Raw genomic sequence first — 15,243 nt, forward strand, 5'->3', positions numbered from 1 at the left:
AAGCGAGATTTTTCAAGCTAAATCAGTGGCCCTCTAGGTTAGGACAAGGGGCTTAAGCCCCTTGTTCGTTCCAGACTTTGAACCGTCCTAACGGTAGTGACTCCTGCTATAAATCAGACAGGGTTAGTGCTAAGCCACGGACTTGCGCTTGCTGGCCACCAACATGCCACCCAGAGCCACCAGCCCGAGCACAGCGGTAGGCTCAGGAACAGCCTCGGGGGGAGGCAGAGTACCCCGGAAAGACACCTCGTAGTTGCCGTTATGGGATACGCCGTCGTTTTCCTCCACAAGACCAGAGGCCGTAGCGCTGAAGCTCCAGAGATATTGGGCAGGCTCATCCCCATAGAGCACTTTCACAATTTCGCTGGCCTGAATATTCGGGTTAAGAAAGCTCCATAGGCTGCTGGGCAGAATGTTCTTGATGCGATTATGGGCATTCAGGTGCCCCGCTAAACCAATGGTGACCTCCCCGGTGGTGTCATCTTGATTGACGTAGGAAATATTGGGGTCACTGAAAGTCTGGGGTCCCCCCATAGACTTAAACTGTGAATATAGATTTCCATACCCAGCCTGAGCAGCTAGGAACTTCCCTGTGCTGTTCAGAGCAACATCCAAGAATTCGGTGAACCAACCGACCCCAAACACGTCCCAATCAGCTGCGGTGAGGCTGCTGAGGGTAATGCTGGTGCCATTCAAGTTGCCGCTGAGGGTTGTGGGGGTAGAAAAATTAGCCCCAGGCTTCTCGCTACTGGCAAAGAGCTCGATATTGCCTCCAGGACTGCCAGCATCTCCCGCTAGGATTGAATCCAGGGAAGCTCCGGGATTCGCAAAGGTATAGACGCCATCGGAATCGTAGAGAATGACATCATTGGCTCCCCCTAGGGTGGGGTTCGTGATGCTGGCAGCCATTGCTGGGGCAGCAAAAAAACCTGTCAGTAAGGACGCGCCAAGGGCGAGGTTCGCGAATTTCATAGCGGTTTCGAGGTGAGTGCGGATTAGTAAGGGTCGGCGTCCCCCTTCACGAGGACAGACTTAGCGAAGAAAAAACGCAACTCGTTTATCTTGCTTGGCCTGTATCAATAGTGGCTACTGACCCTAGGGCTGCCAAGGCTAAATCCAAATCTTTCATACGGCCCTAATAAAAGGCTAGCCATTATGAAGGCTAGCTATTCAAGCTATTAAAGAAAATTGGTGGGCGCTCTATATAGGTAGAAAAAACGCTAAATAATCCGTAGGTTTACACAACTGCCCTCTACCCTAAGGTCGTATTTTTACGCTGTTAGATCTGGGTTAGGTCTTGGATACATCCCTCCCCCCTCCCCAAAGGGTCAAGTCGTATCAGTACGCCCACGGTAGAGACGCAGTATCGCATTTCGCACTGCCCGAGCAGCAGCTACCGTCGGATCTTGGCCATGCTGGTCTACCCCCATGCCCATCTCGATCATGAAGCGTTGGCGGGCCATAGTTTAGGTTTCCTGGGCTAGGTTTCCTGGGCTTGGTAGCCCTGAAGGTTCTCGGGGCGAAAGCGGCGTACAATCGGCGTCGCCTGACGAATCTGGGCCTCAGTCCCCTGCACCACTACCAAGTACTTGCCCGCACTAAGACGATTACGGTAGGAGAGGGCATCGCCACTACCGGAAGCCAGCCCAACCCCACCACCCACAAAGAAGGCTCCCATAGCACCAGAGCCGGCCCCGAGCAGCCCTCCAATCACCTGATTACCAAGGGTTCCTGCCCAGGGAAAGGTATCTAGTCCGGTGATGGCATTAAAGCTTAGGCCCGCCACAAACCCAAAGGGCACTAGCCACACCAGCATCCGCCGTACTTGTTTCCAGGCTTCGTCAGCGGGATCGTTCAGTCCATACTCATCTGCACTTTTGTAGCCCTTGCCTAGGATTGCTACTGTCTCCATGGCAAAGGATTCTGCTTCTAGGGCGGAGTAGGCGGCTTCGGCTTGGATGCGATCGCTGAGGACGGCAACAAGATAATTCATGGGGCTAACCCTGGGGATTCGGTGCAAGCTAAGGTTCTGCCTTGCCTCAGCACCGCAATGCGCTTCAGGAAGGCGACCTAACCCAGTTCATTATTGCGTGTCTGGGTCCATCCGTGATCTCCCAGATGGGCGGTCAGCCCGACCCTGTTCAGGGGTGACTGAGGGCAATCTTAGGAGGTGGCTCGGACTGGATCCTAATAAGAAAGATTATGAGCAGGTTGCCTGAAGGTTATGAAAAGATTATCGATTCGCCCCAGGGATCGAAGTTTACCTCTATAGTGATCTGACAAGAATCGGCTGGGAGGGGTTATCCCTCGTCCCGGAAGGTTTTTGCTGCAAAAAAGTACGAAATCAAATTGGGAGATAGAAATATGCGTTGGACCATGACTTGGAAACCCGTTGCTTTTTTGGTGATGCTGGGCTTAACAGCCACCTTGGCCGCCTGTGGCGGTAGTGACACCGAAACCACTGAACCTGCTGATGTGGACGCAATAGAGGAACCGGCTGAAGGCGAAGCGGTTGAAGGCGAGGAGGCCGAAGGTGAAGCGGTTGAAGGCGAGGAGACCGAAGGTGAAGGTACTCCCGAGTAAGCTCACTATAATTGTCCACACGCCCTAGCGCCCCTGCCAATAGTGCTGGGGGATAGTAGGGTGCTTTGGGTCTTATTGGGCGGGGCGTGACGGGTTGGCGTTCAACCCCCGCCCTGTCTGGTTGTGGCTTGGGTGAGGAACTGGCCGGTGGGGTCAATGAAGCCCCAGCGCTGGTCTACCTGGACTCGGGCTAAGCCTTCAGAAAAGGGGCCAGCGTTTTGAAACTGGGGTGCGATCGCAATTTTCCCTTCTCGATCCACATAGCCATACTGGCCTTCGATTTGCACCACCGCTAGACCTTCAGAAAAATCTGCTGCGTAGGCAAACTGGCCCTCAATTACCTTGTCTCCTTGAGGATTTACATAGCTCCATTTCCCCTCCTGCAATACCACCGCCCGCTGCTCAGAAAAATCAGAGGCGTAGTCAAATTGGAGCGGAATAACCTGGGTGCCACTGGGGTCAATGAAGCCCCACTGGTTGCCTTGGCGTACACGGGCCAGCCCTTCAGCAAAGGTGAAGGCTCCATCAAAGGTCAGGGGAATAGAGATCGCACCCGTCGGATCAATGTAGCCCCGTTTGCCATCCACCTTAATCACCGCCCGTTGGTCGGCAAAGCGCCAAGCATCTCGAAATTGTACTGGAATTGCGATCGCGCCTTCCCGATTCACATAGCCGTAGAGGCCATCCTGCTTCACCGCCGCCAAGCCCTCAGAGAAATCCCCCGCCAGATCAAACTGGGGTTCGATTTCCCAGTGGCCCCGAGTATTGACATAGCCATATCGGCGTTCTGCCTGTACCGCCGCCAGTCCGTCTGCAAAGGCTTTTGCTTGCCGAAATTGGACAGGAATAGCCCAGTCTCCGGTGGCATTAATGTAGCCGTAATAGACCCCCGCTTGAGCAACCGCCAATCCTTCTGAAAAGTTGCCCACGACCTCTACCGTGTCGGCCAACTCCACAGCAATGTTGCCCGTGCGGTCAATATATCCAAAGCCAGCACTCCAGCGGACTGCGGCAAAACCCTCAGAAAAGTCAGCGGCGGTCTCAAACAACAGGGGCTGGGGCATGGTCCAGAGATCTAGGGCGGTAGGCTCTATGAACTGTATCATTACCCCTGCTGGCTGGCCTGAGTTCCCCGCCACCCAGTTCAGAGATCCAGCAAGAGGTAGCAATCCTACCCCCGTTAGGGGCCAAAGGGACCATCGAGAGGCAACCATAGGAGAAAGTGAAGTAGGGCGAAGTAGCAAAGTAGAAAGGAATCGGTATCCGGCAATTCCCGCCCAAGGGGCACCGCACCGCTGTCCCCCATATTGGGGATATTCCGTTGCCGGATGTTCTGTTTCGGGATGTGCCGTTGGGAAATGGCCTTAATTCTAATAAGGTGACCTGGGGATCGAGGTGTTAGGGAAAATGACACAAAAGGTTTTGATTTTAGGGGGCCGAGGCCGGATTGGGGCCAGTGTGGCGGCAGATTTGGCCCAGTACACGACGGCGGCGATTACAGTTACCGGGCGGCGATGCTCCCCAGGGGAGTCCTTGGGATCTGGGAGCTGCTTAGTTCTGGATCTGGCTGATCGTTTGGCGGTGGCAGCCGCGATCGCAGATCACAACCTAGTGATTCACTGCGCCGGACCCTTCAGCTATCGCGATCGCCACGTCCTAGAAACCTGCATCGCCCAAGGGGTGAACTACCTGGATGTGGCAGATAACCCCCGCTATGTCCGGGCTGCGCTAGACCTGAAGGAGCAAGCCACCGCCGCTGGCGTCACCGCATTGGTGAGTACGGGGGTGTTCCCTGGTATCTCTAACAGCATGGTACGCCAGGGCATCGAAGCCCTAGACCACACCGACACCATCCACCTTAGCTATGGCGTAGCCGGGTCTGGGGGAGCCGGGGTGACGGTACTGCGGACCACGTTTCTAGAACTCCAACATCCTTTTTCGGCCTGGATTGACGGCAGTTGGCGTACAGTACAGCCCTATAGTCAGCGGCAGAAAGTGAATTTTCCTACCCCCATTGGCTCCTGCGGTGTCTACTGGTTCAACACCGTCGAGGCCATGACCCTGGCGGAGTCCTTTCCGGTGCAGACCGTCGTGACCAAATTCGGCTCAGTGCCAGATATCTACAACCACCTCACTTGGCTCACAGCCCATGCCTTGCCCAAGGACTGGCTACGACGGCCTGAAACTGTGGAGTTTCTGGCTCAGATCAGTTACCGCATGACCCAGATTAGTGATCGCTGGAGTGGGGTCGGCATTGCTATGGTAGTCACCCTAACCGGGCACAACCAGAATCGCCCCATCCAGTACCAAGCCAGTTTTGCCCACACCGACACCGCCCAGGCAGCGGGCTGGGGCACGGGCAGCATCGCCCAAGCCCTGCTAGCAGGAACGTTGCAGGCTCCGGGAGTGTGGCCCGTAGAGCAGGTTTGGCCCACCGCGCAGTTTCAGCGGACCCTGGCCCAACGGGGCGGTATCGTGATTAGTGACGTAGCTGCGCCATCAAGCTGCCCACACTAGCACCGATAAATGCGCTGCTCCCCCCTACTAGAAGGGCCAGGATAATTTCAAAAGGCCACAAATTATGGGACGTGGGGTCGAGCCACGTTTCCCACACCACCCGCACAAACACGGTGCAGGGCACCGCCATCCCCATCAGGGTGACCACCTGCCCAAAGGGGGCGACTCGCCATAGGCGCAGGCTTAACGCTGAAAATACGACGACCAAGAGTCCCGGTCTAAGCAAGACATGGGGCAGATTTACCTGGTTGTATGGAATCAACCAATAGGGAATCCCTACAGCAAGGAAGCTCAAGAGAAAGGCGATCAGCAACCAGTTGCGGATTGTCTTATTCATGCACAGCTTAACCCTAGTACTCTGCGGCGGAAATACCCTGGCCGTTCCATCGTGGCACACCTCGGCCCCTCACCCTAGCCCTCTCTCAAGGGGAGAGGGGACCGGAAAATGTTGAGAGGGCGCGGCAATAGTGGACTGATTTACACCCTGGGGTACTAGGGGGATTGCATAGGTGAAGTGGTGTGGCTGGCTTTCTCCCTTCGGGAGACGCAGGGCGTATAGCCCAAGGGGCAATAGCCTTCGGCATGGCTACGCTAAGGCTAACGCTAGGGCGTAGCCTGTCTGAAAGACTTACGACTCCGCTCAGCCAGCGGTCAACGGGCTCGATTCTCCGTAACCTTCCAAGTCGTGTAAACAACGTCAATTCGGTATCAGCACTGTCACCCCGCCGGGAATTCAAAATTCCCGGCTAACAGGCTCTAGTTCATTTTTAATGGCCATTAAAAATGGACTGGGAGCTGGGCTGGCTCATAGCAGAAGTCCGTTAAAACGAACTTCTGCTATGAGCCAGGGCAATTTATTCCCTGGCGGATGGGCAGCGAAGCTTAAGTCGAACTCGGGTTGGCTTTGCCACCCCATTGGGGCTAGGTAACATCTGTAGTCTTATTTCGGGGAATTGGTATGAATTATCCACACGTCCTCAGGAACCCGGATCTTGTCCTGTGCAATTTTTGTGGGTCGAGCATCTTGCCTGACCGTGGACAGCCGTCCCGGCTAGCCCACATTACAGGATCTTTGCCAGCAAGATCTTTGTCACTTAAATACGTTTGTACTATAGTTAAGGCAAGGTGAATATATCCTTGCCCAGTAGGTGCTGTTTCCAGTTGAAGGGTTGGGGTGGGCATCGCCTAGTCAAAATCGTTGAGTCTTTTTGGGGAGGGCACTGTCATGTCCCGAATGCGCCACCAAGCCCAGCAGCAGTACAGCAGTTACTATCGGCCTCCAGCCTCTGGTGCCCCCTGTCAAGGGGCACCAGAGATGACGGGAAACCAGGGGTACGCTGCCCCACCACCAGGTTTTCAAAGCGATGCCTGGTACGAGACCCATGCCCCTGGCTCCCAGAGCCCCCAGGGCTACCAGGGCTATAGCAAGCAAGAGTATAGGGTGACGGAATCTGGGAGCCAGCGAGGCAGTTCCCTGGACCATCCCCTCCCTAGCCCTGGACGGATCTCTGAGGAGCCGTATCGCCAGGACCAATATCGCCATGGGCATCCTGCCCCTAGCTATATCTATGGTGCAGAGGAGGGCTCCCGTTCTGGTTTCCCCGTTAGACCGGGAAAGCCACCGCCGCGATGGTCTTCGACCGGCCAAAGACCATCACATGCTGCCAACAAAGTCTGGTTGGCAGGAGCTGGAGGCGGCATGTTAGCCCTCGCTGCCCTGGTGGTGATTCCCCAGATGTCCACCGAAGCCCCCAAAGTCAGCAATCTTTGCCAGCAAACCGTTCAATCCCAGTCGGTGCTATCGCGGGATGAGTTGAGCCAACTGCTGACTATTCCCGAGCGGGCATCGCGGGAGGCAGTTCGGGAAGTCATTGCTGAGCCCTATTGCCTACTGGAAGCAGCGGAAATTCGGGCTGGGGCCATGGCGGAGCGGGAAGTCTATCCCCTGGCCTTTGATCCCCAAAGTTGGTTGATCGTGCTCTACGAGGAGGGGGAGTATGCGGGCTATGACTTCAGTCTCCGGCGCTAGGGCCGGGGTGCGTCTCCGGCCTCTGCTGCTGGGGGGCGTGATGGGTGGGATGATAACTGCGATCGCGGCCTGTAGTCGCGGCCCCGTGGTGCCGCCCCGCGAGATTGCCCTGCATCAAAAGTGGGCCTTGCAACCTGGTAGCGAAGTAGGGGGATATCGAGTCATGGGGGGGTTGGGGGATGTGTCTATTGAACTGGAGGGCAAGCCCGTCCACGCACCCTTTGACGGCAAGGTACAGCCCACCGACCACGACTGCGTAGCCTTCACCAGCCCCGAAGTTCCTGCCTACCTGTTTCGCCTCTGTGGTTTGCGGCGACCCCGGTTAGGCAATGTCCAGGCCGGAGACCCCATCGGCAAGGGCGCAATTCTCCAATTTGCCGCCATGCGACGGCAGCCAGATGGCACTTGGGCGCTGGTGGAGCCTTCGGTAGGTATTCTGGAGCGGACGGTAGGGGAATGAACAAAACCTGAATTTATCTGAACTTTTTGCCATTGGCGTTCTTCCATCCCTGAGCCACCATTTAGGCATCCTGTAGACTCGCGTGTGCTCCTAGAGCATGGGCCGGGTTGGAGCCCTTTCGGGGTTTCGACCCGGCTTTTTGTATCTAGGGGAAGTTGGGGAGTGCATGTTGTCCCATAGCGGATGGGTCAACCCTATTCCCCGGAACCCTAATTCCCAAAACCCATGACTCCAAAAGAACTCACGCCTTGGCAGGCTCTCCGCCGCAGTGTGCAGATGGTGGGGCAGGCGGCCCCTGTGGAACTACGACGACTGGCGCTGTTGAATCTGCTGACGGGGGTGGGGCCGTCGGTGTCCTTATTTCTAGGCAAAATCGTCATTGACGAGGCGGCGGCCATGGCGGCCCAGGGGGGCATGACGAATCCGGTGGCGGCGCTTCTGGGGAATTCTCGCCTGGTGTGGAGTGTGGTGATTGCTCTAGGGCTGAATTTGGTGGTGGATGCGGTGGATGCGGTGGGCACCAGTTTGTTTGCCTCCCTACGCGATCGCGTCGAAGGCTTTGTCCAGGGCAAGGTACTGGAAAAGGTGGCTTATTTTGACGATATTGCCCTGTTTGAAACGCCGGAGTTGCTGAATCTACTGGAGCTGGCGGAGCGAGGCTTGGGGCGCATCCAGCGTCTGGCCTTCATCGTGGCGGCGACCTTTATGGGGGTGTTTACCTTCGTACCCTCTGTGGCGGTGTCGGCCTCCATTGCCTGGTGGGTGCCCCTGACTCTGGTGGCCTCGGCGGTGCCCTCCATCGTGGTGGAAATGCGCCACCACCGCAAAAGTTGGCGGGTGGAGGAAACCCAGGCCAGTATTAGCCGGGAGATGGGCATCTACAGCAAAACGATCACTGACCCGCAGTATGCCAAGGAACTGCGGTTGTTTTCGCTTCAGGGAATAGTACTGGGGCGGTGGCAGCAGCGCTTTGGAGAAATGTTTGAGCGCATGGAGCGGGTGCGGCGAGACGGAGCGTTGATGGTGATGCTCTGGGCATTGGTAGGGGGCTTGGGGGTGACGGTGCCCTATGCCTATGTGGTGGTGGCGGTGCTGGGGGGCGACCTGACCCTAGGAGATTTGGCTCTGTATACAGGGATTATTCTGCAACTGCGCCGCAGTCTCTATGTTTTGATTGCCCACACGGGGGATATCTATGACGTGTCTCTGGCGACGGCTCCCATTTTTCAACTACTGGATTTGGCTCCCCAGCTCTATCCCGGTACCCAGCGGCCAGTGGCGGCTCCAGTCCTAGGGGCAGGCATTACCCTAGAGCGGCTGTCTTTTGCCTATCCAGGGCAGGATCGTCCTATTTTGCAGGAGATTGATATCACCATCCAGCCAGGGGAGATGGTGGCTCTGGTGGGGGAAAATGGGGCGGGCAAGACGACTCTGGCAAAGTTACTCTGTCGTCTCTATGACCCCACGGTGGGGCGAATCACCTGGCACGGGCAGGATTTGAAGGCTCTGGATCTGGAGCAACTGCGATCTCGCATCGCCGTCGTCATGCAAGACTACGCCCGTTTCCCCGCCACCCTGCGGGAAAACGTGGGCTGGGGCTACCTGCCCAAACTGGAGGAAGATGAAGCCCTACGGACAGTATTGACAGAGGCGGGCATTGACTATCTACCCGCCTCCCTTAGCCATGGCATTGACACCCCCCTAGGCCGCCAACTGGAAGATGGGATTGACCTCTCCGGTGGGCAATGGCAACGGGTGGCCATTGCCCGTGCCCTGATGCGTCTGGGTCAGGCGGAATTGCTGGTGTTCGATGAACCTACAGCAGCTCTGGATCCCAAAAATGAGCACGAAATCTATCGCATCTTCCGATCCATTGCGCAGGACCGCATGGCGGTGGTGGTGAGCCACCGCCTTGCTCTGGCAAAATTGTGCGATCGCATTATTGTCCTAGAACAGGGCCGCATCATTGAAAACGGCGATCACGACACGCTCATGACCCAAGGGGGCCAGTACCACACCATGTTCAGCCGTCAGGCCAGCAGTTACCTGTAGCGAACGGAGCAGATCGCCGATTCATGCCCCTCTGTCTCGCCGTCTAAGGAATAGAGAGTAAATCACGTGGGATAGCCGTCCCGGCTGTCCATGGTCAGGCAAGATGCCTGACCCACAAGAATGGCATGTTCAAGCAGCCGGGTTCCTAAGGGACTTGCAGGAAAATAAACTACCTGCCGATCGGGCTTGCTCCCGAAGGGAGCCATTACATGTTGGCGCAGCCTGTCTGAAAGACATACGACTCCGCTCAGCCCTCGATCACTGAAGGTTGAGCGAAGTCGTTCGCGTCAGCGTCTCCCTTCGGGAGAAAACCTGGCCACTGAGTACACTATGAACCCGCAGATTCCTAAGTGCCGATGATGCCACCATCATTCTTCGTGATCACCACCGTCGCAGAGCGAGGACGGGCATTGCCGCCATCGGGCCAGTGACTGGTGAACTGAGTCGGGTCAGTGGCAGAGGTGCTATTTTCGCCGGGATGCTGGACATTCACAAAAATCACCTTGCCATCCGGCGATTCCGTGATCCCCGTAATCTCGCAATCCCGTGGTCCTACCAAAAAGCGACGCAGCACCGTGGAATTGGCGGACTGACCCATATAGGTTCTGACCACCTGATCGGCATCCCCATTACTGGGCACAGCCTTGTTCGTCACCATCTTCGCTTGACCATCCCCGACTGTACCGGGGATCGCCGCCAACATCATGCAGTTGGTGACATCGGTATAGGCTCCATCATCGGTTTGAATCCACATCAAACCAGGTACCGCATCGCTAAACCAGAGGCCATCGGGGCTAGAGAAATCATTCTCATCCGTTAAGCCCGACAGGTTAACATCAGAGCCAGCATCGGCCTGAGCAGCAAACAGGTATACATCCCACTGGAACGTCATTGCCGCAGCGTAACCGCCCGCTTCACGCCAACGAATGATGTGACCATTGACATTGCCCTGGCTGATTCTGGACCCCTTCTCATCAGCGTAATAGCGGGGGTTAGCGGCATCTAGCGCTGTCTTCACCCCGCGCCCACTACTACTAGAGACATTATTCGTCAGCGTCAGGTAAACCTCCCCATTTACCGGATTAACCCCACCCCATTCAGGGCGATCCATCTTCGTTGCCCCCGCCGCATCAGCAGCAATACGGGCGTTGATCAAGATATCCGCCTCATCGGCAAAGTCGTAATCCGCATAGTTAGCAATGTTGGGATTGCTCAGGGTCAAGGGCAGCCATTCCCCCGTACCGTTATCGTTAAACTTCGCTGCGTACAGGGTGCCTGCATCCAGGTACTTATCCCCCGCTGCTAAGCCGCCCGTGGCATCCCGAGGATCCCAGACCAGAGCAGACACAAACTTATAGACATATTCATTGCGGGCATCGTCCCCCGAATAAAACACCAGGGGTTGACCCGCAACCGCTGTCGCTGGCCAAGCTCCCTCGTGGGCAAATCGACCCATGGTGGTTCGCTTCTTAGGGGTGGCATTGAGATTGAAGGGATCCATCTCTACCACCCAACCGAAGGTGTTGGCGACGTTGCGAAAATCTTGGTCAGCCCTGGCACCCGTCTTGCTCGTATCCCAGCGGCGATACAGGTCAGTGTTGTCGGGGGCTCCGGCTCGCGACCAGTTGTAGCGGCCCGATGTGGCATTGCCGATACCATAGCGCTTGAAAGAAGCCAATTCCTTGGCCGTGCGGGCGCTATCTTCTTCACGACGATGGAAATACCCGGCCCAGTTTTCTTCACAGGTGAGGTAGGTGCCCCAAGGGGTATAGCCATTGGCACAGTTGTTTAGGGTGCCGCGTGTCTGCTCACCCGTGGGGGAGAACGCCGTTGCCAGCATGGGGCTACGGCGAGCAGGCCCGGTGATTTCAAATAGGGTCGTTGCTGTGATGCGGCGGTTGTAACGAGAATCGCGGTTTAACTGGTAGGTAGACCCCTGTCTCTCGACTTCCACCACCGTCACCCCATGGGCTGCCACCTCTTTATCAATTTCGAGGGGTGGGCGAGGGGTGGTGCTTTCGGGGCCGTAGTCCGTGGGACCGTTCGGATGGATAAAGCCGAGGTCTTCACATACTTCGTGGTTGATACAGAGCAAAGCACGATCAGAGCCCTGCGGATCCCAGCCATTCCCAGCCCGGTTGAGACCAAAGTAGTACATGGCATCGTGGTGATCACCTGCCCGAACCTCGAAGTCGTTGTCAGTCCCGTCATTTTTGTAGGGCGTGACGTTACTCTTGATCGGATCGCCCGTAGCAAGGAGAACAGTGGCGGTGTAGCCCTCGGGGACGATGAGAGTATCGGCGATACTCTTGGCAACAGGGTTAAAGCCTAGCCTGGGTCCTGTGGCTGCTTTAGCAACTTGACCATCTTGGTTGACTGCATCGGTAAGGAAAGCTAGCCCCATGCCCAGCATCGAGGCGGCAGCCAGAGACGAACTGCCCTTCAGAAATCCCCGGCGACCGACACGGGCACGGGCTAAAACATTCTCAAAGGAGTCGTTTGCAGAGGTATTGTGAATCGCGTCGTCGGGGTTCACAGATTGACCCCAACCCTGGTTTCTCTGGGCCATAACAAGATTAGCTCTAAATATCGAACATCACAGCTAAGTCTAGAAGGCCCAGATTATGGAAGGATTAATGAAAGATTATCCTTGAACTTCGAGTTAAATTCGCTATTTTTTGGTCCGTAAGATTAACCCCTAGAAACCCCAGTAGCGCAATCAATGAGTTCGGATTTGAACAGGTGCAAAAATCGCTAGACAGTTTGGATATACATTGACAAGATGGACCATTTTCACTGCTACCTGGGCTGTTTATTGCGAATAATCGCAATAATGCAAAGGCGATAATAGAGCGCCAATCTTTTTGCTTGCCTTCGCCCAACAAGGATTTAAGGTAGCAGCCTAAACCCTTCAAATGCTTACCCAAAAAGGAAAATTTCAGATATGAGAGCAAGTCAGATATAGCAATCAGCAGTCCAATTTGGACAAGACTGCAACCCCATCAGTTATGACACTCAGTCTCAAAAAGGATGCCCCGTATTTTGAGGCAATTTGCCCCAGTCATATCTAGCCTCAGGACATCCCGACAGAAATTGATAATTGAGTATCCCCAGACCTAGAGCGAGAGAGCCCGCAGGCTTTGCGCTGGCGCTGGAGGTAGTCTTGGAGTTCACGGGTAAAGCCGAGTTCAGCGCCGTCGATGAGGCGATCAAACTCGCGGCGAAAGTGGGCGGCGACGGTAGGGTTGCGGATCACCAGTAGATTCTCATCATTGGTGTGGTTGGCGGCGGCGCTCCAGTTGTGGGAGCCGATGATGGTGATGGTGTTGTCTATCAGGGCGAACTTGTGGTGCAGCTTGTCGCCTTGGGCCAGGGGCGCTTTGCCCACGGCCTGAATCGGCTGGGTCCAGGGACGGTTATCAGCTTGGAACTTGCAGCGGTGATCGGGTATGGCCAGTCCCAGCATGTCTAGCCCTTCGCTGTAGTAGCGGTAGATGAAGTCGGCGTCGATCAGGGCTTGGATTTGTACCCCGACTTGGGCGCGTTGGGCGAGGCCATTACTGATGCCCTGATCGGAAAAGACGAATAGGGCCATGTCAATACGTTGCTGGGCCTGGGCTAGGGTTTGGCTGATCAAGCCGTTGGTGCTCTGGCTCCAGGGTTGGGTTTTGGAGAGGGGGGAGAATTGGACGGTGACTTGGGAGTTGGGAATCTGAAGGATGCGGGGCGATCGCGCTGGTTTTTGCAGGCCGAATAGACTGTCGGGTTTGCCGCCAGGGCCATCCCCCCACATCAGATTGAATTCTTCGGTAAAGGGGGCGACTAGCTCTGGGCTGGTGATTTTGAGCAGGGCATTGGCGTTGCCCCGGCTATCGGGTTCGGCAAAGTCGCCGTGGACATCGCTCAGGGTCCAGTTAACGGAACCCGTGATTAAGGTTTTTCCGTCCACCACCATGAATTTGTGGTGCATGAGGCCGCTGCCCTTGGATCCGTCGGCGGTGTCGTCGATTAGGGGAAGGCCCGACTTTTGAAAAATGCGGATGGCGTCGCCTTGATCGAGTTCGGCGGCGGTGATTTTGCCGTCGTTGTTGGCGTCGATGAGGCGGCGCTGCTCACTATGGCGACCGCGATCGCGATCTTCCATTCCCTCTAATTGGGGCCGATTGACGGGTTGCCACACTCGGTTGTATTGATTTTCGATGACAATACGGACGGGGATACCGGCTTGGGCGCGATCGCGCAGGGCGAGGGCAATGTGCGGCAAGTTAATTTCCTGCACCGCCACATCAATGGAAGTTTGGGCCTGCTGGATTGCATCGATAATGATCTGCTCTAAATCATCCCCGTGGCGTTGGATGCGGCGATAGGGGTCAGTGTAGACCGCTGCTTGGGAATGGTTGAGATAGACCTGGATGTAGGGATCCTGAGGCAGGGGGGTGAGGAGAGGCGAGACGGCTCGACTGGGCCAGCGACCCAGCCACAGCACCAGCAAAATCCCAAGGGCAACAAGGGCTAGCCACTGCCAGCGGCGAGAAAGGATAGATGGATGCACAGCCTGATGGAGAACGGTAGACAACGTTCTCTGCTATTACACCTTAAGAACAGCGGACGCATACCAGGTTTTTCGAAGATTATCTATTTTTATTGATGAACTGTATGGATGCGTTACATGGATGACTGGCGACCCTTGAGACGATGCCGCCCGAGCAGCGAAAGCCTCGTAGGGTGTATTCGCGCCAGCCATGTACCATTCGGACAGCAGCACAAAGGCATCGATGGTGAAGGGATATTTGCGCCGCATGGCGATGATGGCATCCCGCAGGGCTTGTCTAGCAAGGTCAGCTTCGGGAATGGTGCATTGCTTCGCGAATGCACCCTACAACTGCTGGAATACAGACCAACAACGTAGGTGGTGACATGGGGATAGAGAGTGGCAGTGAGGCTCGATTTTCGCATCCGCGAGTTGTACTGATGGCTATGTCACCTGGGATAGAGGCAGGCGGCGGCGCGGGACCAGGGATTGTCTATGGCACTCATGAGACACCCTTTGGGCCAGCATTGCTAGCGACGACCGACCAGGGAATTTGCAACTTGCATTTTCTGCATGATCCTGACGAGGATAACCTTGAGGCTCTGCTCCGGGCTCAATGGCCTGATGTGCCTCTCAGTTATGAACCGGAAGCCATTCAAAGACTGGGCGATCGCATTTTCCAGACCGCCCCAGAACATCCCCAATCCGTGGTGCTGCACGTCAAAGGCAGCGACTTTCAGATTCAGGTGTGGCGTGCCCTGTTGCAGATTCCCTGGGGGACTACGACCACCTACCAGGATTTAGCCCAGGCCATCGGACGGCCCACAGCAGCCAGGGCAATTGGTAATGCTGTAGGCCGCAATCCGGTGGGCTATATCATTCCCTGCCATCGTGTCATTCGACGATCGGGCCAGTTGGGGGGATACCGATGGGGGTTAGAACGCAAGGCGCTGATGCTGGGATGGGAAGCCCAAGGCGCTGCCACACCGATCTCCTTACCTGAACTGCCCCCAAAGCTGCCGGTAGCGGCTAGACTTTAACCCGCTAGACTTTCCCGACTAGAGGTGCCAA

General features: G+C 56.0%; 13 protein-coding genes. 6 read left to right on the forward strand and 7 right to left on the reverse strand.

All coding sequences use genetic code 11. The annotated features are described in order from the left end of the window. Window positions 1–129: 129 nt before the first annotated feature. The 3 genes from LEP6406_RS0221065 to LEP6406_RS0221075 form a co-directional block, all read right to left on the reverse strand. Window positions 130–972 carry an NF038130 family PEP-CTERM protein gene (locus LEP6406_RS0221065; RefSeq protein WP_008317446.1) on the reverse strand — a complete coding sequence of 281 codons (843 nt, stop codon included), beginning with the start codon at window positions 970–972 and terminating at the stop codon, window positions 130–132. A gap of 356 nt (window positions 973–1,328) precedes the next feature. Next, entirely contained in the window at window positions 1,329–1,463 is a 135-nt protein-coding gene (locus LEP6406_RS31570) for a Lin0512 family protein (protein ID WP_008317450.1), read from the reverse strand. A 17-nt stretch (window positions 1,464–1,480) separates the two neighbouring features. Further along, the gene (locus LEP6406_RS0221075; RefSeq protein WP_008317451.1) at window positions 1,481–1,993 is read right to left on the reverse strand and encodes a hypothetical protein; all 513 of its coding nucleotides are present in this window, start codon (window positions 1,991–1,993) and stop codon (window positions 1,481–1,483) included. 371 nt (window positions 1,994–2,364) lie between these two features. Here LEP6406_RS0221075 and LEP6406_RS0221080 point away from each other — a divergent pair, with 371 nt between their 5' ends. Continuing rightward, window positions 2,365–2,583, forward strand: coding sequence for a hypothetical protein (locus LEP6406_RS0221080; RefSeq protein ID WP_008317453.1), 219 nt, complete (start codon window positions 2,365–2,367; stop codon window positions 2,581–2,583). A 101-nt stretch (window positions 2,584–2,684) separates the two neighbouring features. Here LEP6406_RS0221080 and LEP6406_RS0221085 read toward each other — a convergent pair whose 3' ends face one another. Continuing rightward, the gene (locus LEP6406_RS0221085; protein WP_008317455.1) at window positions 2,685–3,689 is read right to left on the reverse strand and encodes a WG repeat-containing protein; all 1,005 of its coding nucleotides are present in this window, start codon (window positions 3,687–3,689) and stop codon (window positions 2,685–2,687) included. Between the two features lie 301 nt (window positions 3,690–3,990). On the opposite strand from LEP6406_RS0221085, the gene LEP6406_RS0221090 reads away from it, so the two are divergent. Further along, complete coding sequence (locus LEP6406_RS0221090) at window positions 3,991–5,100, forward strand: saccharopine dehydrogenase family protein (RefSeq protein ID WP_008317457.1); 1,110 nt, start codon at window positions 3,991–3,993, stop codon at window positions 5,098–5,100. On the opposite strand, the gene LEP6406_RS0221095 is transcribed toward LEP6406_RS0221090, so the two are convergent. Further along, window positions 5,063–5,437 carry a hypothetical protein gene (locus tag LEP6406_RS0221095; protein WP_008317459.1) on the reverse strand — a complete coding sequence of 125 codons (375 nt, stop codon included), beginning with the start codon at window positions 5,435–5,437 and terminating at the stop codon, window positions 5,063–5,065. The genes LEP6406_RS0221090 and LEP6406_RS0221095 overlap by 38 nt on opposite strands. A gap of 888 nt (window positions 5,438–6,325) precedes the next feature. Here LEP6406_RS0221095 and LEP6406_RS33085 point away from each other — a divergent pair. The 3 genes from LEP6406_RS33085 to LEP6406_RS0221110 all read left to right on the forward strand — a co-directional run bounded on the left by LEP6406_RS33085 (window position 6,326) and on the right by LEP6406_RS0221110 (window position 9,641). Then, window positions 6,326–7,129, forward strand: coding sequence for a hypothetical protein (locus tag LEP6406_RS33085; protein ID WP_008317460.1), 804 nt, complete (start codon window positions 6,326–6,328; stop codon window positions 7,127–7,129). Then, window positions 7,107–7,589, forward strand: coding sequence for a hypothetical protein (locus tag LEP6406_RS0221105; protein ID WP_225886595.1), 483 nt, complete (start codon window positions 7,107–7,109; stop codon window positions 7,587–7,589). The genes LEP6406_RS33085 and LEP6406_RS0221105 overlap by 23 nt, the downstream gene beginning before the upstream one ends. A 225-nt stretch (window positions 7,590–7,814) precedes the next feature. Then, window positions 7,815–9,641, forward strand: a complete 1,827-nt coding sequence (locus tag LEP6406_RS0221110; protein WP_008317463.1) for an ABC transporter ATP-binding protein — start codon at window positions 7,815–7,817, stop codon at window positions 9,639–9,641. 346 nt (window positions 9,642–9,987) lie between these two features. On the opposite strand, the gene LEP6406_RS0221115 is transcribed toward LEP6406_RS0221110, so the two are convergent. Together LEP6406_RS0221115 and LEP6406_RS0221120 are read right to left on the reverse strand one after the other, a co-directional pair. Continuing rightward, entirely contained in the window at window positions 9,988–12,210 is a 2,223-nt protein-coding gene (locus LEP6406_RS0221115) for a PhoX family protein (protein WP_008317464.1), read from the reverse strand. A 504-nt stretch (window positions 12,211–12,714) separates the two neighbouring features. After that, complete coding sequence (locus tag LEP6406_RS0221120) at window positions 12,715–14,217, reverse strand: phospholipase D-like domain-containing protein (RefSeq protein WP_225886597.1); 1,503 nt, start codon at window positions 14,215–14,217, stop codon at window positions 12,715–12,717. A 395-nt stretch (window positions 14,218–14,612) separates the two neighbouring features. On the opposite strand from LEP6406_RS0221120, the gene LEP6406_RS29165 reads away from it, so the two are divergent. Then, window positions 14,613–15,212, forward strand: coding sequence for a methylated-DNA--[protein]-cysteine S-methyltransferase (locus tag LEP6406_RS29165; RefSeq protein ID WP_225886599.1), 600 nt, complete (start codon window positions 14,613–14,615; stop codon window positions 15,210–15,212). Window positions 15,213–15,243 lie beyond the last annotated feature (31 nt).

Source organism: Leptolyngbya sp. PCC 6406 (assembly GCF_000332095.2).
GTDB lineage: Bacteria > Cyanobacteriota > Cyanobacteriia > Phormidesmidales > Phormidesmidaceae > PCC-6406.